A 22,727-nucleotide genomic window follows, 5' to 3' on the forward strand; every position below is an offset into this window, starting at 1 on the left:
AATGGACGTGGCGCGCCCGGCGCTCGATACGGACATGAGCGCGGTGTTATATTGATATAATCCATAATATGGATTTATTTCTATATTATGGATATAGTGTATAGAAGATGTGTTCACCAGCCATCTGGGGAAAACCCTTAATCACAACCGAAATGATCACAAATGAATTACATCTACCGGCTCACCGGGCATTTTGAGCAGACATAAAAAATCCGGCTGCAGGTCTCCTTTGTGGAAACTTACAGCCGGACCTTATATCTGTGCCCTATGCGGCTACCCTTAACACATACGCAATAGCTAGGCAGACTCGTGCAATTTCCAATACAGGAAATTATGCTGTGGCTGAATACGCGCCGATAGACCAGCAAAATAGCCAGTACGCATGCGATAGCCGAAGAGGCGGTCAGCAGAAACATCAGCAGGATCTGGTAACGGATCGCCTGCTCGGGATCCTGTCCCGCCAGGATCTGGCCGGTCATCATGCCCGGCAGGCTGACCAGCCCGATCACCATCATGCTGTTGATGGTGGGCACCATCCTGCACGCACCGCCGTCTGCGCCGCTTCACGATAGGCCTCCCAGCCGCTGGCGCCAAGCGAGAGCATCATCTCTACATGATCACGCCGCTGTGTCAGTTCACTGGTAATGCGATCCAGCCCCAGCGACACGCCGGTCAAGGTATTGCCCATGATCATGCCCAGCACCGGAATCACATATTGAGGGGAATACCAGGGCTGTATACGCATGATCAATACCAGACCAATGGCCATGATCAGCCAGGAAGGTATCCAGATTGAAAACAGGGCATCAAATTGCATGCCCCGGTAACGAATGCGACTGCGGTTTCTGGCCGCCAGCCCGGCAATCACGGTCATCACAGTCATGATTGCCAGCACGATATACCATTTATCTGCAGCAAACACCCATTTGAGAATCAGGCCGATGGCGAACAGCTGCACCACCATTCTTACAGAGGCAATCAACAATTGCCTTTCCAGCTTTAACCGCAACAGCAATGAAATCAACCCATTGGCCAGGATAAGCAATGCTGCCAGGCCAATTTCCCCGATCGATATTTCCATATATTCAAGGTTCATGCTTGCCTGCCTGCTATTTCATCGGTCGTGAGGCGACCGCTTTTCATTTGCCATACACGATTGCCCACCCGGGCCTTTTGCTGTTCATCGTGGCTGATCCACAGTGTCGCCGTGCGATGATCGTTCACGTGCATCCAGTGCTCAATCAGCTTTTCCACCAGTTGCGCCGTAGTCTCATCCAGCGCCGAAGTAGGCTCATCCAGCAGCAAAAGACAGGGATCCAGCTGCAATACGCGCAACAGGCAGACCAGTTGCTTCTCTCCACCCGATAGCGTGTCCGAATCCTTGGTCAGAAATGAGCTGGGGCGGTCAATAGCGTGCAGAAACCGTTCAATTTTCTGCCGGTCGTACCTTTTATCCCGGTTTACGGCGAGCCCGAAAGGAAAGGTCAGATTGCCCTCGACACTGGTCTGCAGCAACACCGGGCTTTGCCGGATATAGGCAACCTGAGCCCGGTAGCGACAAGCGTCTGCCGGTTGCACCGGCTTACCGCGCAGAACCAGTTCGCCGGCGTCGGGCTTGTCCAGCAAGGCCAGTCCGTACGAATACGCTTTTGCCGGACCCCGAGGCACCGGACAACACAATGCGATCACCGCGCCCGACCGTGCAGTGCGCCGGATGCAGCAATATATGACCATTTAAAGGGTCTTTGCGACTGAGATTTCTGGCCTGCAGTAGCGCAGGCGTCTTTACTTCTGGATTATCGGTTACCACAACTTATGCTTACCATCGTTAACGACGGCGTCGCAGGACAACCGTCAAAAGGCTGCGGGCCATGCCGCGACACCATCGGCCACAGTAAAGCCGCCTCATCGCCGCTCACTGGGAACCCGCACAATATACACCGAAAGCGCGACGCGGGCGTGCCATTGGCGGTGCTCAGACAGACGGTTTGGCCCTGTGGCCTTGCACAAGGAATGGAATGCGCAATACAACATCGCGGTCCTTTTGTTTTTCGGCCTCGGGAAGCATCGCCCATTCCACCAGAGAAGGATGCAAGCGCCGCTGGTCATCACGCTGGGCGCCGTAACGCCAGCCTGCCAGATAACGTTGCGCCATCCAGCGTGTGTGCTCCACCTGTGCGAGCATCTCCACCTCCTCGGCGGTAAATGAGAGGGCCTCCTGCACGCCCGCCCCCTGCTCCTGTAGCGCCGCCAGCTTTCCGCACATGGCCAGCTTGTAGGCGATATGATCCGCCTGCGCACGATTGGCGTCCTTGGCCTGTTCATTCAACATGTCCCACGATTGCTTGTAAGCATCGCTTTCGCTGAGCGAACCTTGCTGCGGTGCAAGTTGTTGCAGATAGTCTTCATGAATACTGCGCGCCGTGACGTCCAGCCGCTCCTGTGTAATCAGCTCCACCTGACACACCGATTCCAGACTGCCAAAAAAGGTCAGCCGGTTCAATCTGCTCTGTCGCGACTTGAGTAGCGCATTCAGGCCATCATTGTGATAGTTCAAGGCGAACACGCGAAACGCGGCTGCAGGAGTCGCGTGCAATATTTCCAGCGATAGCTTGAGATTGACCGAATCGTCGTCAAAAGCAGCAATCACCACTGGAACAAGATGAGCCGGCGGATCAATGACGAGCTCATTCAGAATATGATCATAAGCGCCATCGAACGGCATATATTTGATAGACGACACCATTGCGGCACCCGGATACTCGGCAGCCAGTTGCCTGCCTGCGTGCTCGGCGTCTGCGCCGTACACAATAATGTCCGGCGAGGCCGGATTAATCGTATGCATCACCTGCAGCGCCTGCACCAGCAAGGCTTTGGCCGTCTCTCCAGCACCAAAGACAATCAGCCGAAAGGCTGCATTGGGATCGCGCATAGGCTGGGCATAGTCATAAGCAAGTCGTGCAAAGAACTGCCGTGCAATCATCTGATGGTGATTGAAAAACCGCAAGTCAATGCCATTTTTCTTTTCGTCCTCGAAATAGTCCGATTGCTGCAGCATGGTGCTTACCTTGGCGTTGCCTATGTGCAGGAAACAACGTACCTGATATTTCTCCGGATTTTTCTGCGTGATCTGGTGCAGCGCCCGCACCACATTGATGGTGGTCTGCTCTTTATCCAGAAAACATATCATGAAGCGCGCGCTGCGAATACCCGCATCCTGAAGCACCGCGCTTTGCGTACCATCGCCAAAATAAACAAGATGGCCATCGCGCCGTAGCGCACTCGCATTGCTATGATCGGCGTCCAGCTCAATGGCCACTCCGGTTGTATCGTGAGTACGCTTCAGATCTGCGAGCAACGCCTGGCCCTTTCGATTAATGCCAATCACCAGTATCTGGTTACGCCTGAACAGCAGCCGAAATTGGGTGTAATATTCAACAAAAAGCTTCTGGGCGATCCGATACATTCCTGCCAGCAGCGCCAGCGTCACCACGATTTTGACCAATGTCAGTTGCCATGGCAGGTTTTCCGGAGGCAAAGACGACGACACCGGGTCCGATCCCATCAGCGTTCGCAAGGTGCGATACAGTCTTTCAGGCAGATAGAGCCATTCATTGATTTGCGGGTAATGCTGTCCCAGGCCGTTCCAGGTCAGCACGATGACCGCGAGCCCACCGATCATGACCAGAATGCTTTTTGTACGGCGCGATAATTTCATTTACGGATGCTCCTGCATGTTTTTCTGCGCCTGCTCAAGCAGCGTCACGGTTTTCTTCCTGACACTTTCATCCTTTACCCGTTGAAGCTGTAGTTGAGTCATGCGTATCAGGCTATTGGCTACGAATGCGGTGTCCTTATTCTGACTGAAATACACGGCAAGCGCAGCCCGCGCCTGCGGATGAAAGCGCCAATAGTTGTAGATCAGGCGCAACTGGTCCGGATTACGTATGGGAAGCTGTTTTTCGATATAAGCCGTCAGCGGCACCGTGGAGTCTGGCACCAACGGGCGATTGTACGGGTCCTGGAAGAACCATGATTCAGGACGCTGCGCCACACTGGGCGCGTCGACTACGGCCGCAGCGTCGTTGTCATACTTTTTGCCAAAGTAGATTTCGCTCTGATCGGCCAGCTCCTGCACCGGCCCAAGCAAGGCATCAGGCACCGCCCACACATTCAGTATTGACTGACTGCTGCGAGTATCCAGCGTGACAATATCCTTGCCATCGGGTAACAGCACCACGTCATCTATCCGACTAATAGCAAATGGCATCACAACGGGCATCCCGGTTTGCGTGTCATACATGGCAATGCCCTTGTCACTGCGCAGGTCCAGCGGATCGGATGCGAACAGCAGCTGGCCGTCCCGGGAAAATTTCAAATAACCGCCTGCCGCATCATTTCGGATTTTTTGCCCAACAGCCTGTTTACGCTCCAGGTTCCACAAACGGATATATTTATTGTCTTCGGCCATAGCAAGCATATTGCCGTCCGGGCTCAATTCAGCCTTCGGTGCATCGCCCGCGGTAGGCAGCGTCAGCCGGCTGACAAAATCTTTCAGATCATACAGCTGGGCCTTGCCGTTGAAAAAAGCCAGCAGATATTTATTGTCTGGCGTGAAATAGGCGCCCTTGAGCTCGGTCTGCTCCCGGTGCAGTATCTCGCCGGTGGCAACCTGCTGCACCCGCCACTTGTTTGGCGACTCCAGAACCAGGATGATCGACAAGTCGGCCGACAGTTTATATTTCTCGTTTTTACGCAAGCCAAAAGTCTGCTTACGGTTTCCTGTCTCTATTTCCCAGATTGCCATTTTCTCGTCGTCAATTCGGGAGGACACCGTGCTGCCATCATGGCTGAACGATATCACGCCTCTGACTGATAAGGGCTTGCCCATCGGCTTACCTGTTGTGGCACGATAAAACCGCAATGTACTCATACCCTGCCTGGGTTCGGAAATGGTGTAGACGTAGTCCTGTTCGCTGGCAACGCCAAAGCGGTCAATTTGCTCCGGCGTGCGTATGAAATCTCTGAGTTTGCTGTTGCCTCCCAGCGCTGCGTACTGCAGGTTATGACTATCTTTTTTCAAAAGCACAACGCCTTTGCCATCTGGCATGGCGCGAAATGACATCAGATCCGGTCCCAGATTCAATTGCGAACGCAATAATGGCGGCGCCAGATCAGTGACCAGAAAAAATATTCCTTCCTGATTCTCCACACGTTGTGTGAGGTCAGGAGACACATTGGCTACGTCATCACGCAGCATGGCCGAAAGGCTGATACCCGCGTTACCGGAGGTCACCGGCGTGTTGTTGTCGATATCGTACACGGTGTAGTTACTCTGCCAGACCACGACAAAAGACCTGCCATCTTCGTTGAAATAAATATCGTCTGGAATCAGCTGGCCAGCAACTTTGGCGATCTGGCTATCGTTGCGCCGCAAGTCGATGTGATACAGGCCGTTGGCCGCACGCACAAAAACATGACGTGCATCCGGACTGAACCTTACCCAGATAATCCCGCCCGGCACCACATAATTCCTGGCCTGCTGCAATTTTCCGTCTGCATCCATGGGATACACGCGCACACGGTTGTCATTATCCTCGGTCTCGTGAAATGCAATGGCGTTGCCCTGCGGAGCAAACAGGTAGCGTTGAGTGTTGCCGCCCTCGCGTTGTCGCACCGGAACCTGGTCAATTACCGTTTGCCGGTCGTGCGTATTGAACAGCAGTGATTTGATGTACTGCATTTTGCCGTCGACGACATGCCAGCCCTGTATCACCAGCCATCTGCCATCCGCACCTGGCGCAAAGGAGACGATACGCAAATCGTTGGGCGCCTTATAAACCGTCTCTTGCGGCTTGCCATCCTGCCACTTTGCTATCGTGTTGTCGGCCGTCATAAAATACAGCGCATTCTGGCCGTCAAACGCCAGTTTCGAGAAAGCGTTAGCTTTGGCGTCAGTCACTGTGGCATGCAGTTTCTGCGCGTATGCATCCCATATCTGCAGGCCGCGCTGCTCGTTGGACGTCGCATTGAGCGCCGCGATCCAATGGCCGTCGGGGCTGAATACAGGTGTTGAATCCAGTCTGGGCATCGGCGTCATGCCGTTCTGGCGCATTAGCATCGATTGCAGGTATAGCGCGGTCCGTTCATTGCCGTAGCGAGCAGCGGCCGCCATATACGCAGCGCCTTCGGCCACTTCCTTCTGATCAATCTTATTCAGGCCAGACAGAAACAATGAGCGCGATAGCATGGTTTGCGCAGCATTGCGTTCTGTCCAGGCATATACACCCAGCGCCATTGCCATGACAGCCAGCACTCCGATCACAACTGCAATCCGCTTGACAATCTTCGTACGCTGCCTGGCCTTGGCCAGTTGATAGGCCTGATCACGCTGTGTCAAGTCGCCCAGCGGCACGTCAAGCACACCCGCAATAATCTTGAGCTTGGCCAGATCAAGCCGATCCTTGTACGCCTGAACGCGGCGCTCCACTTCCTTTCTGGACAGGGTTCGATCGCCCTGCAAAGACTGCCTGTAGGCCTCGGGCGTCGTAAAACCCTGGTCCTGCGTACCGGGCAGACGAACGTCCGCAGCGATGGGCTCCTGACTTACGCTGTGATCGATATTGCCGGACTCATCTACACGATATCGCAGCACTTCCGGAAAACACTGCTGCGCGGAAGACTCTGTGCCGTATTCCGGTTCCCCGGCAAGGATCAACGCAATAATCCGATCGCCCTTGCCGGTTTGTTTGAAACGGCGCAGTTCTTCGCTTACATAAACAGAACGGGCCGATTGTGGTGAACTTAAGTAGACAAGATAAGATGAGGCATCAAGCGCTGCGGTCAGCGCCGAAGACAAGCTGGCGCTGGCCGACAGTTCCTTTTCGTCCTGAAAAACGGGGTAGATCTGCGCCGCTATCGGTTTGCCGGCGCGATTGGGTCTGCCCACCAGATCGGCAGGCACCTCGTAGGTTTCCAGTTCGTGATGCAGCCAGTCTGCCCATTTGCGCCCCTCCTGTCTGTTATCAGCGTGGCTGTAACTGATAAACGCCGCATAGGTCAGCCGGTTGTCTGCCGTTTCTTCGGTCATATTATCTTTATGCTGACAGGCTCCCAAGCCATGGTTTTACTGTAGATCGGCGCTATAGACAATAGCCGGCCACCCGGTTTACGGCAAAATGATGTATCGGATTGTGAGTTCCTTATTGCGCTTGTGTTAGCGCGGTACGGTCACAATGGCTGCCACGGATCATAACTGGTGAAATTCCAGATATTGCCTTCCATGTCTTTGGCGTCATAGGAACGCCCCGGGTAGCCTGGTTATCGTAAGGCGGCTGAATAATAACGGCGCCGCACCTGGCAGCATGCTCAGCATGGGCATCAGGATCATCAACATGCATGCAAATGCACATGGTGATGCCACGCGCTTCATCGGGTGTCAGCCAGTGATATAGATCTTTGGCTGGCGACTCCCGGTCGCTGCCCAGCATGATCATATTGTTGCCAATAACCAGTTGGGCGTGATGAATGATATTCGGATCTTTTTCGTCTGCGTAGACCGCATGGCGGGTAAACCCAAATGCCTCGCACAGAAAACGAATCGCTGCGGGCGCATCCTTGTACCGCAGACAGGGAATAATGGCGCTTTTTTCCAACATGATGATCCTCCTGATCCAGTCAGAACGGCAAGAGCAAGCGGCATTTACATTTGTGATTGAACACACAAACCAGCAAACGAGTACGTTATCCGGCCCGGATTGCCCATTACCTCTATAGTGTATTTGCAGCATGGTGCCTGCGCATAAGTATACAGGCGCGCCATGACCGTCGCGCTGTATCCGTTGCTATTGCATGCCCCTTGCAGGCAAAACTCACAGCCCGCATAACCGCACAGCATGACCAGCGTGTTATCTGACCATGACCGGCGGCGACAATGCTAGGCGATTATCGGTTCTTTATAGTTTACTGGGTATTGCAGGAAACGGCCAGGGCGATCAGCCCTCGACGCGATTCGCGTCAATAACCGTTAGTGCAGCCATATTAACGATGCGTCGAACAGTAGAGCTTGAGGTCAGGATATGCACTGGCGCATTCACACCCAACAGGAACGGTCCGACCGCCACGTTGCCCCCGGCCACGGTTTTGAGCAGGTTATAGGCAATATTGCCCGAGTCGACGTTGGGGCAGACCAGCAAGTTGGCTGATCCCTTCAATGTCGATGAAGGCAGAATGCGCTCGCGCAGCACTTCATTCAATGCGCAGTCACCGTGCATTTCACCGTCAATTTCCAGCTCCGGCTCCTGTGCCCGCACCAGCTCCAGCGCACGCCGCATCTTGTCGCCAGAAGCTGAACTGCCCGAGCCGAAATTGGACCGCGACAGCAAGGCCACCTTGGCACAACGTCCATCTGCGCCAGTACCTTCGCCGCAGCCAGGGTGTACTCGGCAATCTGTTCGGCGGTAGGATCATCATTGATGTGGGTATCGACCAGCGCCACCATGCGCTGATCCAGCAGCAGGATATTCATGGCGGCATACGAAGACGTACCGGGTTTTTTACCGATCATCTGGTCAACGAAACGCAAATGGTCATGATAGGAGCCTACCGTGCCGCAGATCATGCCATCGGCATCGCCGACATGTACCATCATGGCACCGATCAGGGTCAGGCGGCGGCGCATTTCCACGCGCGCCATTTCCTTTGTGATACCACGGCGGCACATGACTTCCCAGTATTTGGTCCAGTACTGATGAAAGCGCGAGTCAAATTCCGGGTTGGTTACCTCTACGTCCTCGCCCAGCTTCAGACGCAGTCCATATTTTTCAATGCGGGCCAGCAGAACAGAAGGACGGCCCACCAGGATCGGACGCGCCAGCTTTTCATCGACCACAACCTGCACCGCACGCAATACGCGTTCATCTTCGCCTTCGGTAAAGACAATGCGGGCCTTGCCGCCATCGCGAACAATCTGTTTGGCCGAAGCAAACAGCGGCTTCATGAAAGCACCGGAATGATATACAAACTGCTGCAGTCTTTCGGCATAGGCCTCCAGATCATCCAGCGGCCGTGTTGCCACACCGCTTTCCATGGCCGCCTTGGCCACAGCAGGCGCCACGCGGACAATCAGGCGAGGATCGAAAGGCTTGGGAATCAGATATTCCGGGCCAAATGACAAATCATAGCCACCGTAGGCAGTAGCGACCACATCGCTGATTTCCTCTTTGGCCAGCCCGGCGATCGCATAAACCGCGGCTTTTTCCATTTCACGGGTAATGGTGGTGGCGCCCACATCCAGCGCGCCACGGAAAATATACGGGAAGCACAGTACGTTATTGACCTGATTGGGAAAATCGGAGCGGCCGGTGGCCATGACCACGTCGTCACGCACTGCCAATGCCACTTCCGGCATGATTTCCGGATTCGGATTGGCCAGCGCCAGGATCAGCGGGCGTGCCGCCATGGTTTTGACCATTTCGGGCTTGAGCACGCCCCCGGCGGACAAGCCCAGAAAAACGTCGGCGCCATCGATCACATCGGCCAGCGTACGGTGCTCGGTTTTCTGCGCAAAGCGCTGCATCTCAGGGCCCATGGGCGTATTACGGCCTTCATAAACCACCCCGTCGATATCCGTCACAAATACATTTTCCAGCGGCAGACCCAGATCCACCATCAAATCCAGACATGCCAGCGCTGCTGCGCCTGCTCCGGACGACACCACCTTCACACTTGTAATATCCTTGCCGACCACCGTCAGGCCGTTGATAAAGGCCGCCGCAACAGTAATCGCGGTGCCATGCTGATCGTCATGGAATACGGGAATACTCATGCGCTCGCGCAGTTTACGCTCTACCTCAAAACACTCCGGCGCCTTGATGTCTTCCAGGTTGATGCCGCCAAAGGTGGCCTCAAGCCCCGCAATAATTTCCACCAGCTTGTCCGGATCGGTTTCATTGATCTCGATATCAAAAACATCCAGACCGGCAAATTTCTTGAACAGAACAGCCTTGCCTTCCATAACTGGCTTGGAGGCCAGTGCGCCGATATTTCCCAGGCCAAGCACAGCGGTGCCGTTGCTGATCACGCCCACCAGATTGCCACGCGCGGTATAGCGGAATGCATTGAGAGGGTCGGCTACGATTTCTTCACAGGCAGCCGCCACACCCGGCGTATAGGCCAGCCCCAGATCCCGCTGGGTAACCAGCGGTTTGGAAGCGGTAATGGATATCTTGCCTGGCACGGGAAATTCATGATAATCCAGCGCGGATTGACGATCGATAGTACTCATGGCGGTAGCCTCCTGACGAATTGATTTTGCACCTAGTTTAGGCTTTCTTCATAAGTAAATTATTTTCAATTATGATAGTGCTATATCAATTACCTTATATCTGCTTAAAAATTGAACACGCCCCCTGCCGATACGCTTGAACACAGACTCGCGGGTCGTCTGAAAATGCGCCACCTCACCTTGCTGCTTCACATCGAAGAATTGGGTGCGCTGACCCGTGTTGCCCAGCAAATGGGCACCAGCCAGCCGGCCGTCACCCATGCATTGGCAGAACTGGAAGATATGTTCGGCGTGCCCCTGTTTGAGCGCACCGGACGCGGCATGACGCCGACAGCAGCAGGCAAGGTACTGCTTACGCGTGCCCGCAGCATGTTGCACGACGTGAGTGCGCTCTCCCGTGAAATGGCAGCGGTCAATGCCGGCCGCGTTGCCCACCTGCATGTGGGCGCATCCCGTTTATTCCCGGTCAAATGCTGTCGGCAGCGCTCGAACGCACCCTGCCCGACCGCCAACGGATGACCGTTACCATTCATGACGGCACCAGCCGCAGCCTGATGAAGATGCTCAGGGAGCATGCGCTGGATTTTGTGATCGGGCGGGCATCGGCGTCCCTGGATATGACCGGGCTGCAGCAGGAAGTGCTTTATTATCAGTCGCCCCGTCTGATTACCAATCGCGAACTGGCGGCGCGGCTTGGCCAGCGCCGGGCCGACTGGCGACATCTGGCAGAACTGGACTGGATTCTTGAACCGGCCCCGGCGCCCTTGCGCGAGCAGGTGGCAGATATGTTTCTGAGCGCCGGCGTGGTACCTCCGCAGCCGCTCATCGAAAGCCTGTCGGCCAAGCTGACCGGTGAAATCATTGCCGCGCGAGATCATGTGGTCTCAATCGTGCCCAATGATATTGCCGAAGAACTGGTACGCATTGCCGGCGTGGCCGTAGTTCCCTGGTCGCTGCAGTGGACGCTGTCGCCCATCGCCTTGTTCAGCCTGAAGGACAGACACAAACGTGATGTAGATACGCGCTTTGTCCAGTCACTCAAGGACTATTGCATAAAACACCGCTCCGCCTATTCCCAGGAGCGCTATCAATACTGAGTACAGAGCATGGCAGAACACGGCTCGGCCCGGGCCACACCGCATCCCGCTCAAAATTGCAATTGTGGTTACTTTGCCTGGCGGTGCCGACCGGGCGCCGGCCGCAATGCCAGCAATTCGGATTCCAGCGCATCCACCCGACGCAATAAATTAAGCACCAGCGCTACGCCATCGGCATTCAGGTCAAAGTCATCCCGCAGCCGCCGCGCCTTGCGCGCCACGACAATACATTCGGAATAAAACATGCCCGAGCCGGTTTGCCCGCTCACGGGCGCGAGCACGCCGGTCTCAACCAGATCCAGGACTTCGGCTTCACTCAGGCCTGAAACAGCTGCCACATGCTGCAGCGAACACACTTCGTCCTGGTTCAGCCAGATGGTTTCAGTCATTTGCACGTTCATGATTGGCCTCCTGCAAATCGCTGCCTGCGCGGCTCAAACCCCGACGATGCGGCAGCCAGTTCGGTGTACAACGTTTTCTCACGTTCGCTCACCGATGTGGGAACTTCAATTGTGATAACCGCATACAGGTCGCCCTGTACGTTGCCACTGCCCGGAAGACCTCGTTTGGACAGGCGCATTTTGCGTCCGGCGACCGTACCGGGCGGAATGGTCAGCGCCACCGGACCGCCCAGCGTGGGAATTTCCACGCTCGCCCCCAGTACCGCCTCCCATGGGGCCAGCGGCACCTCGAGCGTCAGATCATTACCATTTACTTGAAAATGCTTATGCGGTTGCAACTTCATAACGACGAACAGGTCTCCGGGCGCACCGCCGTTCATGCCCTGCCCGCCCTTGCCAGCCAGGCGCAAGCGCTGGCCATCGGCCGCCCCCTTGGGGATGCGAATGCGAAAAGTCTTGGGCACACGGTGCAACAGACCCTGGCTGTCATAATCGGGGACAGCCATCGAGATCTCTGTCTCGGCGCCGTTATAGATTTGTTCCAGCGTAATCGGCATGGTGAACTCAAAGGTTTCCCCATGACGTGCACGATTGGCGTAGCGGGCCGCCCTTCACGCTGCGCTTCGGCAAATGCCTTAAGCAGATCGGACAGATCCACATCCGAAAACGCATCCGGTGATTCATGAAAATGTTCTTGCCACTGATGGGGCGGTACAAAATCATCGCCCTGCCGGTGCTGACCAAGATTGTCATAGGCGGCCCGTTTTTCCGGGTCTTTCAGCGTGGCGTAGGCCTCGGCTACTTCCTTGAATTTAGTCTCGGCATCGGGCTCCTTGGATACATCGGGATGATATTTGTGAGCCAGGTTGCGATAGGCCTTCTTAATCTGCGCCTCGGTCGCATTGCGCTCTACACCAAGGGTTTTGTAATAATCAACGTATTTCATCTGCACCTGCCGGTATCAATGTCATTACGGGTTTGATGTATTGATTTTAACAAGTATTTCGTGTTGCGCCACACCCGGCGATAACGATGGCCGGCAGGGCTCTCACGATGGTTACATCGCCGCGGGCAAACCGCGCCGTTACGGGTGCCAGGTGGTCCGCTGTGTGCTGGCCGGCAGGCCCTTGTGCTTACCGCCCAGGGCCAGGGACAATCGGTTGGCCTTGGCGATCAGGGTGTCGGCATACCCCTTGAGAACGGCACGGGACAATCTACTGGAAGGTCCGGAAATACTGATGGCCCCCAGCAGTTTCCAATTGACGCCGTAAACCGGTGCAGAAATGCTGGCCACATCCTGGTCGCGCTCGCCAATTGAAATATAGTAGCCATTGCGACGGATGGTATCGTATTGCCGGCCGGGCTTTCCTGAAAAAGCAAGAATCACCTTGCCCGGCGACCCCTTGTCTAGCGGCAGCACCTGCCCCACGCTGATATGAAACCGGATCGCCTGCGGACCTTCAATGCGATACAGGCAAATCCGCGCCTCGCCTTCCTGTACGAAAAAAGTAGAACTCTCCGAGGACAAGGCCGATAACTCCTGCAAGACCGGCTCTACGGCAGCCGAAACGTCAAACGACGAGCGGTATCTGGCGCCAAGCCAGCCGGCCGCGGGCCCAAGGCGCCATGCGCCATCCTCGCGCTGCACAAGATAGCGGTGATGCGCCAGCGTCCGCGCAATGCGCAACACTGTGGACTTGTGCAACTGACTTCTGGTGCTCAGTTGCAGCAACGACAGAAACTCATCATCCGGCTGAAAACTTTCAAGCAGGCCGATGGCGCGCGACACGGCAATCACGTTCTCGCCATCTTTTTCCTGATCCTTTTTATTCTTCAAGACGCCAGCCCTCCTGTCCACCAACTGTACACATGCGCACACCAGCCTGCGATCCGCTCATCCAATGCAATGTTACGACATTCCCAAGCCCGCATAAACGCCGTCAAAAAAGCTGAAGTATCCATCATACAAACCATGGCATCAGTTTATATACATTTGATGATGTCATGCGAATCACGCGCTATGCGGTCTCTTGTTTTCGACTCTGAATGCCGCTATCGACAAGACTGCGCAACAGGTTTTTTGCGGCAGCCACGCCCATATCGATGTACGCCTGACCGGTTACCCCGCCGACATGCGGGCTCAGGATAATTTGCGACTCGCCAAAGAATGCATGATCGCTGGCAGGCGGCTCCTGGGCAAAACTGTCGAGCCCGGCAGCAAACACCTGGCCGGACTGCACCGCAGCCAGCAGCGCCGTTTCATCAATCAGGCCACCACGGGCCGTGTTGATTAATATGATCCCCTTGCGGCATGCGGCCAGCGTGACTTCATTGATCAAATTACGGTTGTCATCGGTGAGCGGACAGTGCAGCGAGATGAAATCCGCTTCAGACCAGATTTGCTCCAGTGGCACCAGGGTAAGGTTGTCGTCATGCGTTACAAAAGGATCATGGGCAATCACATTGAGCTGCATGGCCCGGCACATCGTGGCCATTTTGCGCCCGATGCTGCCCAACCCAATCAAACCGATAGTTTTGTTCCGCAGCTCAATACTCTTGTGCCTGGCCTTATCCCAATGGCCGTCATGCATGCGCGCATTCTGTTGTGCAATGGATTTTGCACACGCCAGCAACAACGCCAAAGCATGCTCGGCAACCGCAGCAGCGTTGGCGCCGGCAGCTGCGCATACAACAATACCGTTGTCTTTGGCCGCCGCCACATCGATCGTATCAATGCCGCTGCCATGCTTGGAGATAACCTTCAGGCCGCGCGCATGCTCAATGACACTCCTGGTAATTCTGCCGTATCGCACAATGATGCCGACAGGATCATGTGCTTTGACAAGTGCAATAAGCTGCGCCTCACTCGGCAAAGCGCCGGTATAAATTACTTCATAGTCCTGCAGCACATGCAGCGCCTGGGCGGCCAGGTCGGCGCCCGTAACCAGAATCTTGGGACGGGCGGTTGTCACAGCGCTTCTCCCTGGCGTAGCACACCAGCCAGCATCAGAGCATTCTCAAGCCAGGCGCCCCAAGGTTTCCTTCCTTAATTTGCGCTATCCGTCTGGCTTCGGCTTGTACTTTCTGTTCTGCCAGAATCAGCATTTGTTCAATATTTTCCTGGGGAACCACAACCACGCCGTCATCGTCGCCCACAATCAGATCGCCCGGGTTCACGGTCGTGCCAGCCAGCGTAACCGGCCAGTTAATGCGCCCACCAAGCGATTTGGTCGGACCATTGGGATTGGTTCCTGCCGAAAATACGGCAAACGTGCCTGCGGCAATTTCTTCAGTGTCGCGGGTCGCGCCATCAACGACAAAGCCAGCCAGGCCTGCAGCCTGCGCCTGGGTAACCATAATGGTTCCGCACAATGCCGCCGTCAGATCGCCCTTGCCTTCAACCACAATGACATCTCCGGGCTGCGCCATGGCCAGTGCGGCATGAAACATCAGATTGTCGCCCGGACGCACTTCTACCGTAAACGCAGGTCCGGCAACTTTCATTCCCGAAGCCCGAGGCTGTATGCTGCCGCCCAATGTGCCGCGACGCCCGCCCACGTCGGCCAGGATGGCTGCCTGAAACTGCGCAGCACGCCTGACCAGCTCCGGATCCGGCCGTTGAATGTCCTTGCGGATAAATGGTAAGTACTTCATGACGCTTGCCTGCTCCTGTTACTTGAGTGTGATATTTGCGGTCTTGATGACATCGGCCCACATTGCAGTGTCGGTTTTTATTCTTTCAGCAAAGGCTCGCTGATCGCCGTCAACAACCATCGCGCCGGAGTTCTCGATCTGCGTCTGGAATTTTTTATCGTCCATGGCGGTCCGGATGGCCTGTCCCAGCACTTGCACGATTTCATCTGGCGTTGCCGCGGGAACCAGAATGCCAAACCAGGTGGTGGCGTTAAACCCCTTGAAACCGGATTCATCCAGCGTCGGCACATCGGGCAAGGTCTTCATACGGGTCAGGGAGGTGACGCCCAGCGGCTTAATCTGCTTATCTTCAATCGCGCCAGTCAAGGTGGACGCCGATGACATATACGCCTGAATCTGATTACCGATCAGCGAAGGAATGCCGTCGGCCGCGCCTTTGTAGGGAATATTTTCAATCTTGATACCTGATTTCTGCTGAAACAGCACCGAGGTCAAATGCGCCACTGTGCCAATACCCGGAATACCAAAATTCATGCTATTTGGCGGCGCTGCCTTAACCTGTTCGATAAATTGCTGAGCATTCGAATAAGTAGCCTCTCTGGGGCCGACAAATACCAATGGCGCTTCGGCAACCAATGCAACCGGAGTAAAACTGCTGACCGGGTCATACTGGATTTTGGGTTGCAATGTAGGCAAAATGGCCAGATTGCTGGTCTGCCCCAATACGATGGTGTAACCATCGGGCTTTGCATTGGCTGCCGATCCCAGCCCCACGCTTCCACCCGCACCAGGCCGATTCTCTACCACTACGTTCCAGTTTTTTTGTTTACCCATATGCAAGGCCAGCTCGCGGGCAATATAGTCCGTTCCGCCACCCGGCGGGAATGGCACGATCAGCTTGACCGCCCTGGTCGGATAACTCTGTGCATAAGCGGCCGGTACCGCAAGCGCGCACGCCAGTGCCAAGATCAGTTTTGAACCTGTTTTCATCGTTGTCTCCGTCATTTTCTGATTATTACGATCGCATTGAAGCTGAACGAATCCTATCCATGCGATTCGTTGTTTGCAATGGCGTTTTGTACAATGCAACGCATACTGGACAATGCAACTGCAACACATCTGATCATTTGCGTGGCGGGATTACATATGCAATCGCGGGCTGACAGCAGGAAAATGTTGCGAAGAGCCCCGCTGAAACAACAGGAGCCAAGCAAGAAAAAGGAGTACAGGACGTAGTACGGAAGGCCCGCTATTTTGGGCGGCGTACACGCGGCTCAACGAGAAAGCCGCTTTCGCGCCATAACCGAAAAGCCCGGCGGCCGGGCATAATGGGCACCGCTGCCGTGCAGAAAACGGCCCTTGCCCGCCCCAATGCAGACACTACAGAAACGATTGTTCCCGAAACGACGCTTTCAGGTAATCCACCAGCAGGCGGATAATGCCCGGCACATGCGGGCTATACGGACGCAGCGCATAGATATGGTCGCCAAAAACACTAACCGACTGCCATTGCGGCAGCAGCTCCACCAGCGTACCCCGGTCCAGCTCTCTTGCCACCGAAAAATCGGGCACCAGCGCGATACCCTGATGCGCGAGCACCATTTCCCGGAGTGTTTCACTGTTATTGGCTGCGAACGAGCCATTAACCTGCACACTCACCCGCCGCGACGATGATCTGCGGCTCTCGAAATGCCAGGCCGGCTGCCCGCCGGAGCGCAAATAGGTAAGACAGTTGTGATCAACCAGATCCTGCGGCCGCACCGGCCGTGGATGCGTTTTCAGATACTCCCGGCTGGCAAGCAGCAGTGTTCTGGTGGTGCAAAGCTTCCAGGCAACATAGGTTTCCGGCACGGTGGAAGAATGACGAATGGCAAGATCAAACCCTTCCTGCGCCAGCGGACTGATATGATCGGACAGCTCTATCTCGATGCGAATTTTCGGATATTGGCGCATGAACGCCGGAAAACGCGGAATAATCTGCTGGCGGGCCAGCGCCACCGGCGCGGTCAGACGGATAATGCCCTGGGGTGTATCGGCCAGTTCGCGGATGCGGGCACATCCGGTTTCAATGCTGCTGAATGCCGGCCTGGTTTCGGCAACCAGTTCGCGCCCGGCTTCGGTCAGCCTCACGCTGCGCGTCGTGCGCTGGACCAGCGCTATTCCCAGGGCACTTTCCAGTTCCTGAATACGCTGGCTCATGGCCGCCTTGCTCACCCCCAGCCGCTGGGCTGCAGCAGTATAACTGCCTGCGACCTCCAGCATGCCAAGCCAGTAGATATGAGACCACAAGGGTTCGTTTTTCAAATTTTTCATACCTGCATTGTCCATTATTTTGAACAATTAATCCACAACTGGCCTATTGATCGCGTTGCTTTGCCGTGTCTATACTGGTGCCATCATCAGCAAGGAGCCAACTATGAATTCCCCATCCACCGCCGCTTTCACAGACAGTAGCGATGTCGTCAACTATATCAATGGCAGCGCCGTTACACCCCAGTCCACGGAAAAACAGGCCGTGTTCAATCCTGCCACCGGTAAAACGGCACGCCACGTTGTGCTCTCCGGCGCAGACGAGGTGAACCAGGCGGTCAGCGCAGCCAAGGCAGCGGCCGCAGGATGGGCCGATGTTCCCCCTATTCGCAGGGCGCGCATTATGAACCGGTTTCTCGGTTTAATGCATGAACACGCCGACACACTGGCGGCCATTATTACGGCGGAACACGGCAAAGTCTTCAGCGATGCCCAGGGCGAAGTTGCACGCGGTATCGATGTCATCGAATTTGCCTGCGGTATTCCTCAACTGCTCAAAGGCGACTTCACGGATCAGGTATCCACGGGTATCGACAACTGGACCATGCGCCAGCCCCTGGGTGTCGTTGCCGGCATTACGCCATTTAACTTTCCCTGCATGGTGCCGTGCTGGATGTTCCCGGTAGCCATCGCCGCCGGCAATACCTTTATCCTTAAACCCAGCGAGCGTGATCCCAGTGCCTCCCTGTTCATGGCTCGCCTGTTCAAGGAAGCCGGCCTGCCTGACGGCGTCTTCAACGTGGTCCAGGGCGGCAAACCGGCAGTAGATGCCATTTTGGAGCATCCCGATGTCTCTGCCGTCAGTTTTGTTGGTTCCACGCCGATCGCGCACTACATCAGCGAGCGCGCCGCTCACTTTGGCAAACGGGTACAGGCATTGGGCGGCGCCAAGAACCATATGGTCGTCATGCCTGACGCAGATATCGACCGGACCGTCGACGCCTTGATCGGCGCCGCTTACGGATCTGCCGGCGAGCGCTGCATGGCGATTTCGGTTGCCGTGCTGGTGGGCGACATTGCCGATAAGATTGTGGAACGAGTTGCCGAAAGGGCCAAACAGCTTGTTATTGCAGATGGCATGAATCCCAAAGCGGAAATGGGTCCCATCGTCACGCGCCAGTCGCTGGAAAAAATCGAATCGTACATTGAGATTGGCGTGCAAGAAGGGGCCAAGCTTGTCGTTGACGGACGCGGCCATAAAGTACAAGGCAATGAAGACGGCTTTTTCACCGGCGGCACGCTGTTTGACAATGTCACGGCCGACATGCGCATCTACAAGGAAGAAATCTTTGGCCCCGTGCTCGCTTGCATCCGGGTCAAAGACCTGGGTGAAGCGATCAATCTGATCAATGATCACGAATTCGGCAATGGCGTATCGTGCTTTACCAGTGACGGGCATACGGCCAGAGAGTTTTCACGTCGTATTCTGGTTGGTATGGTCGGCATCAACGTGCCCATTCCGGTACCGATGGCGTGGCACGGCTTTGGCGGGTGGAAAAAAAGCCTGTTCGGCGATATGCATGCCTACGGCGAAGAAGGTGTACGCTTTTATACACGGCAGAAATCCATCATGCAGCGCTGGCCGCAAAGCATTGACAAAGGCGCGGAATTTGCCATGCCAACGGCAAAATAGTTTCACTTTGAATACGGGGCCGGTAAACTGGCGTTCATGCATACGCCCGTCCAGCCCGGCATCCCTCGCTTTTTGCAGGATGGTGTTTTCTACCAGGAACACCATCCTGATTCTGCATTCCGAGACCAGATCTATTGTCTCTGGCAATTGCGCACAACTTGCATACTGCCCACCGATTGCCACTACCTGGTGGTACCAGATGCATGTATTGATCTGGTCTTTGATCTGTTCGGACAGACAAAAGATGTTCTGGTCATGTCGCCCGGCATACGGGCGCTTGATTTGAATCTGGGGCGCCAATTTCATTATTGCGGCATCCGGCTATACCCCGGCGTCTGGCGCGGATCGCAGCATATTATCGCGCAATCACAGACCTTTTCTTCGCTGGGCGACATCAATATGCCTGCCTTCACCCGTCAATTGAGCGCATCTCCAGAAGGGGACCGGCAACAGCTGCTGCAAAACCTCGTGCGCCAACTCACCCTGCAAGGGGCCGTCAACGGCGCGGCCTGGATGCCCAAATTGCTGGCGCAAGCGGACCATTTAACGCGTGTGGACGATCTGGTCCGGATATCCGGCTACAGCCGCAGGCAATTGCAGCGACTTTTTCCTGAAAAAACCGGATTTTCGGCCCACGACTTTCTGAAAATCCTGCGCTTTCACCAGGCGCTGGCCAATCAACGTATTGACGCCTATACCGATCAATCACATTACATCCGCGAGTTCAAGCGCATCACGGGTATTACACCTGTGGCATTCCGGCAGCAATACCGCTAGCAATAAAGCACCTGTACCAGACAAGCGGTCCTGCCCGCATTCAGGCAACCATGGCCAAAATATACAATACAGGCAACGCCGGACAGCCTATGATCAGGCCTGAGATTCAGGAGCCCATGATGAAAAAAATCTATTCAATTGTGATTACCGAAAAACTGCAGGCTTGTGCCGATTTCTACACACGCCATTTTGCTTTCAACATCGTCTTCCAGGAAGATTGGTATGTTCATCTTGTGCATGAAGCCAGCGGAGCCGAGCTGGCATTCATGGCCCCGAACAGCGCCAGCCAGCCGCCGCAACTGCATGCTGCGTACCAGGGTGCGGGCATTGTCTTGAGCCTGGAGGTTGACAATGCCGAACAGGAATATCGCCGGTTGACCGACGGCCACGATTGTGACATCTTCCTGCCCCTGAAAGACGAACCATGGGGTCAGCGCCATTTTATGTTGTCGGACCCTGCCGGTGTTTGCGTGGACGTGGTCGAACAGCGCGATAGCGGCGGACAAGCGGCGTAATCGGCGTTGTAAACGACCTCAGACTCCGGTACCGGCAGACTCGGCCAGTACCACAATCGTGCCCTGCGCCGTGGCGCACAGTTTTTCTGCGCCGTCTCTCACAACAAACAGATCGCAACGCGTGACGGTCTGGGTACGCCCTTTATAGACTACATGCCCCCTGGCGATGAGCGCCTGCCCGAGAACGGGCCGCAAGAAATTGATCTTGAATTCAGATGTGATCACCGGCGCCCCGTAGACAATACCGGCAGCGAAGGTAAGCGCAGTATCGGCTGCATAGCCGAGCACGCCGCCATGCACCATGCCCATATGCTGCATGAGGTTGTCGTCAATGGAGATCCGGAACTCACATGTGCCATCAGCCAGCGCACGCGTGGCCTCGGTTTTCAATAGTGCGCTAAACGGCTGCCGGGCCAGAATGCCCCGTACCCTTTTCAACACATCTTCGTTGCTGACAGCGTGGTTCATGATCTCACTTCCCAATGTTAGATAACGCTTCGGATACGGTCTTACGCGCTTATGGCCGTCACGCCTGCCCTGGCGCTACGATTGCGCTTTACGCTGGCGCTGGGCCTGGTGCTCCATCTGACGTACATAATAATAAAAACGCCACCAGAGCAACAGCGCAGTGGCGCTCAGCCCGATGAAAAACCCCAGCCAGATACCATTGACGCCCATGTGCAGGACATAGGTGAATACCAGCACAACAGGGACACCAATTAACCAATACCCCACCATGGTCAATAAAAATGTATCACGCGCCTTGAGAATACCGCGCATGGCACCTACGGCCAGGTTTTGCTGGCAATCGGCAAATTGCAGCAGCGCAGCCAATGCCAGCAGAGGAACGGCAATCTGCAGAACGCTGCTGACATTATCCGTATTCTCTTCCAGAAACAGGCCGATCAGGGTCTGGGGTATGGTCACATAAATAATAGCTACCGCGCCCATCGCCACAAAGCCCATCCGGATAATTGCCTTGGCCAGTAATCGCAAGCGTGATGTATCGCGCTGCGGCAAGGCATGACTCATATGAATGGAGACCGCATGGGACAAACCGATGGCAACCATAAATGCAATATTCACATACTGGAATGCAAGCGTATGGGCCGCCAGGCTTGCTGCGCCAAGTGTACCGGCAACCAGAGTAAGCACCGAAACAAACCCGGCTTCGCTGGCATAGGCCGCCCCGGTAGGCAACCCCAGCCTCAGGGTGTCGCGGATGAACAAACGAGCGCTGATTGAATGCAATGACACGGAGCCAGGCGTGGGCAGCCGCAGCACCGGTGCAAGCAGCGCGTCCCTGCGAACCAGCGCATAAAACCCGACGGCCATCAGCGTCTGCGTAAAAAGGGTTGCCAGTCCTACGCCCGGCAATCCCATACCGGTCCAGGCACCAATTCCGAATACAAACAGCAAGTTCAATCCGATATTGACCAGCACGGCGACCAGCGTAATCAACAGCAACGGGCCCGGACGCTTGAGCGCGACCGCCGCATTGCGCAGCACTTGCAGCCACAGTAGCGGAATAAGGCTAGGGGCCAGAAAAATCAGCAGCGAATAGCCCAGCGACAGCAGTTGCGGATCCTGACCCAGAAAACGCAGGAAAGGAAAAGCGATAAGCATGACCCCTACCATCAGCGCGCCACACGCTGTTGCCAGCAGCAGGCCAAGTCGCACCTGCGCGGCCAGACGAGCCCTGACGCTAATACCGCCTTTTGCCCAGGTCTGGGCAAGTAAGTTGCCCATTGGCGTGACCAGCCCGACACTAGAGGTTCTAAGCAGCCCGAAAAGCGTAATGGCAATGCCGCCGGCCGCGATCTCGGTCGGGCCAAGCATACCCATCATAATCAAGTCGGTTGTAGTAAGCGCGATCGAGGCCAGTTGCATCAAAACCAGCGGCCAGGCAAGAACTGAGATCTCTTTAACGGTAGTACCAGCTTTCACAACACACCAGATGCAAACAGCGCAAAAAATTTGAACCAGTACATGATATCTCAATTTATTTTTTTCAGACCCCCAAGGCGGCAGGACAGCAAGCGGCGCCCTGGTCCT

At 55.4% G+C, this 22,727-nt stretch carries 15 protein-coding genes and 5 pseudogenes; 4 read left to right on the plus strand and 16 right to left on the minus strand.

Features of this window, described 5'->3' with window-relative positions; translation table 11 throughout:
* Positions 1-297: 297 nt before the first annotated feature.
* The 6 genes and pseudogenes from TKWG_RS18525 to TKWG_RS18550 all read right to left on the minus strand — a co-directional run bounded on the left by TKWG_RS18525 (position 298) and on the right by TKWG_RS18550 (position 10,285).
* A pseudogene (locus TKWG_RS18525) lies at positions 298-1,096 on the minus strand (ABC transporter permease).
* Positions 1,093-1,689, minus strand: a complete 597-nt coding sequence (locus tag TKWG_RS18530; protein ID WP_171815188.1) for an ABC transporter ATP-binding protein — start codon at positions 1,687-1,689, stop codon at positions 1,093-1,095. The pseudogene TKWG_RS18525 and the gene TKWG_RS18530 overlap by 4 nt, the downstream one beginning before the upstream one ends.
* A gap of 286 nt (positions 1,690-1,975) precedes the next feature.
* Positions 1,976-3,718 carry an NAD-binding protein gene (locus tag TKWG_RS18535; protein ID WP_014752301.1) on the minus strand — a complete coding sequence of 581 codons (1,743 nt, stop codon included), beginning with the start codon at positions 3,716-3,718 and terminating at the stop codon, positions 1,976-1,978.
* A complete protein-coding gene (locus TKWG_RS21970; protein WP_014752302.1) occupies positions 3,719-7,090 on the minus strand; it encodes a toll/interleukin-1 receptor domain-containing protein in 3,372 nt (1,123 codons plus the stop codon).
* A 112-nt stretch (positions 7,091-7,202) separates the two neighbouring features.
* On the minus strand, positions 7,203-7,658 hold the full coding sequence (locus TKWG_RS18545; protein WP_014752303.1) for a VOC family protein: 456 nt from the start codon (positions 7,656-7,658) through the stop codon (positions 7,203-7,205).
* Between the two features lie 336 nt (positions 7,659-7,994).
* Positions 7,995-10,285, minus strand: a pseudogene (locus TKWG_RS18550) (NADP-dependent malic enzyme).
* A gap of 165 nt (positions 10,286-10,450) precedes the next feature.
* Between TKWG_RS18550 and TKWG_RS18555 the strand changes: the two are divergent.
* Positions 10,451-11,382: pseudogene (locus TKWG_RS18555) on the plus strand (LysR family transcriptional regulator).
* A 68-nt stretch (positions 11,383-11,450) separates the two neighbouring features.
* Here the strand turns inward: TKWG_RS18555 and TKWG_RS18560 are convergent.
* The 8 genes and pseudogenes from TKWG_RS18560 to TKWG_RS18595 all read right to left on the minus strand — a co-directional run bounded on the left by TKWG_RS18560 (position 11,451) and on the right by TKWG_RS18595 (position 17,750).
* Positions 11,451-11,783, minus strand: coding sequence for a chaperone modulator CbpM (locus TKWG_RS18560; protein ID WP_014752306.1), 333 nt, complete (start codon positions 11,781-11,783; stop codon positions 11,451-11,453).
* Complete coding sequence (locus TKWG_RS23740; protein ID WP_014752307.1) at positions 11,780-12,340, minus strand: DnaJ C-terminal domain-containing protein; 561 nt, start codon at positions 12,338-12,340, stop codon at positions 11,780-11,782. Before TKWG_RS23740 ends, TKWG_RS18560 begins: the two co-directional genes overlap by 4 nt.
* Positions 12,341-12,591: 251 nt before the next feature.
* Positions 12,592-12,729: pseudogene (locus TKWG_RS25530) on the minus strand (DnaJ domain-containing protein); the annotation flags it as partial.
* A 138-nt stretch (positions 12,730-12,867) separates the two neighbouring features.
* Complete coding sequence (locus TKWG_RS18575; protein WP_014752309.1) at positions 12,868-13,620, minus strand: IclR family transcriptional regulator; 753 nt, start codon at positions 13,618-13,620, stop codon at positions 12,868-12,870.
* A gap of 181 nt (positions 13,621-13,801) precedes the next feature.
* Positions 13,802-14,755 (minus strand): NAD(P)-dependent oxidoreductase, encoded by a 954-nt coding sequence (locus TKWG_RS18580; protein WP_014752310.1) that lies wholly within the window; start codon positions 14,753-14,755, stop codon positions 13,802-13,804.
* Positions 14,752-15,437, minus strand: a pseudogene (locus TKWG_RS18585) (RraA family protein). The gene TKWG_RS18580 and the pseudogene TKWG_RS18585 overlap by 4 nt, the downstream one beginning before the upstream one ends.
* An 18-nt stretch (positions 15,438-15,455) precedes the next feature.
* The gene (locus TKWG_RS18590) at positions 15,456-16,427 is read right to left on the minus strand and encodes a Bug family tripartite tricarboxylate transporter substrate binding protein (protein WP_014752312.1); all 972 of its coding nucleotides are present in this window, start codon (positions 16,425-16,427) and stop codon (positions 15,456-15,458) included.
* 390 nt (positions 16,428-16,817) lie between these two features.
* Positions 16,818-17,750: a LysR family transcriptional regulator gene (locus tag TKWG_RS18595; RefSeq protein WP_014752313.1), complete on the minus strand. Its 933-nt coding sequence runs from the start codon at positions 17,748-17,750 to the stop codon at positions 16,818-16,820.
* 103 nt (positions 17,751-17,853) lie between these two features.
* Here TKWG_RS18595 and TKWG_RS18600 point away from each other — a divergent pair, with 103 nt between their 5' ends.
* From TKWG_RS18600 to TKWG_RS18610, 3 genes are all read left to right on the plus strand, one after another.
* A complete protein-coding gene (locus TKWG_RS18600; protein ID WP_014752314.1) occupies positions 17,854-19,380 on the plus strand; it encodes a CoA-acylating methylmalonate-semialdehyde dehydrogenase in 1,527 nt (508 codons plus the stop codon).
* Positions 19,381-19,416: 36 nt separating this feature from the next.
* On the plus strand, positions 19,417-20,157 hold the full coding sequence (locus tag TKWG_RS18605) for a helix-turn-helix domain-containing protein (RefSeq protein WP_014752315.1): 741 nt from the start codon (positions 19,417-19,419) through the stop codon (positions 20,155-20,157).
* Positions 20,158-20,246: 89 nt separating this feature from the next.
* The gene (locus TKWG_RS18610; protein ID WP_171815190.1) at positions 20,247-20,672 is read left to right on the plus strand and encodes a VOC family protein; all 426 of its coding nucleotides are present in this window, start codon (positions 20,247-20,249) and stop codon (positions 20,670-20,672) included.
* A gap of 18 nt (positions 20,673-20,690) precedes the next feature.
* Here TKWG_RS18610 and TKWG_RS18615 read toward each other — a convergent pair whose 3' ends face one another.
* Together TKWG_RS18615 and TKWG_RS18620 are read right to left on the minus strand one after the other, a co-directional pair.
* Positions 20,691-21,140, minus strand: coding sequence for a PaaI family thioesterase (locus TKWG_RS18615; RefSeq protein WP_014752317.1), 450 nt, complete (start codon positions 21,138-21,140; stop codon positions 20,691-20,693).
* A gap of 75 nt (positions 21,141-21,215) precedes the next feature.
* Positions 21,216-22,619, minus strand: coding sequence for an MATE family efflux transporter (locus TKWG_RS18620; protein WP_014752318.1), 1,404 nt, complete (start codon positions 22,617-22,619; stop codon positions 21,216-21,218).
* Positions 22,620-22,727 lie beyond the last annotated feature (108 nt).

Origin of the sequence: Advenella kashmirensis WT001, from assembly GCF_000219915.2 — a bacterium.
In the GTDB taxonomy this organism is placed as follows: Bacteria; Pseudomonadota; Gammaproteobacteria; order Burkholderiales; family Burkholderiaceae_B; genus Advenella; species Advenella kashmirensis.

Coding starts and splice junctions, on each gene's coding strand:
- TKWG_RS18535 (WP_014752301.1), bottom strand. CDS start 3,718: ATGAAATTATCGCGCCGTACAAAAAGCATTCTGGTCATGATCGGTGGG.
- TKWG_RS21970 (WP_014752302.1), bottom strand. CDS start 7,090: ATGACCGAAGAAACGGCAGACAACCGGCTGACCTATGCGGCGTTTATC.
- TKWG_RS18545 (WP_014752303.1), bottom strand. CDS start 7,658: ATGTTGGAAAAAAGCGCCATTATTCCCTGTCTGCGGTACAAGGATGCG.
- TKWG_RS18560 (WP_014752306.1), bottom strand. CDS start 11,783: ATGAACGTGCAAATGACTGAAACCATCTGGCTGAACCAGGACGAAGTG.
- TKWG_RS23740 (WP_014752307.1), bottom strand. CDS start 12,340: ATGCCGATTACGCTGGAACAAATCTATAACGGCGCCGAGACAGAGATC.
- TKWG_RS18590 (WP_014752312.1), bottom strand. CDS start 16,427: ATGAAAACAGGTTCAAAACTGATCTTGGCACTGGCGTGCGCGCTTGCG.
- TKWG_RS18595 (WP_014752313.1), bottom strand. CDS start 17,750: ATGAAAAATTTGAAAAACGAACCCTTGTGGTCTCATATCTACTGGCTT.
- TKWG_RS18600 (WP_014752314.1), top strand. CDS start 17,854: ATGAATTCCCCATCCACCGCCGCTTTCACAGACAGTAGCGATGTCGTC.
- TKWG_RS18605 (WP_014752315.1), top strand. CDS start 19,417: ATGCATACGCCCGTCCAGCCCGGCATCCCTCGCTTTTTGCAGGATGGT.
- TKWG_RS18610 (WP_171815190.1), top strand. CDS start 20,247: ATGATCAGGCCTGAGATTCAGGAGCCCATGATGAAAAAAATCTATTCA.
- TKWG_RS18615 (WP_014752317.1), bottom strand. CDS start 21,140: ATGAACCACGCTGTCAGCAACGAAGATGTGTTGAAAAGGGTACGGGGC.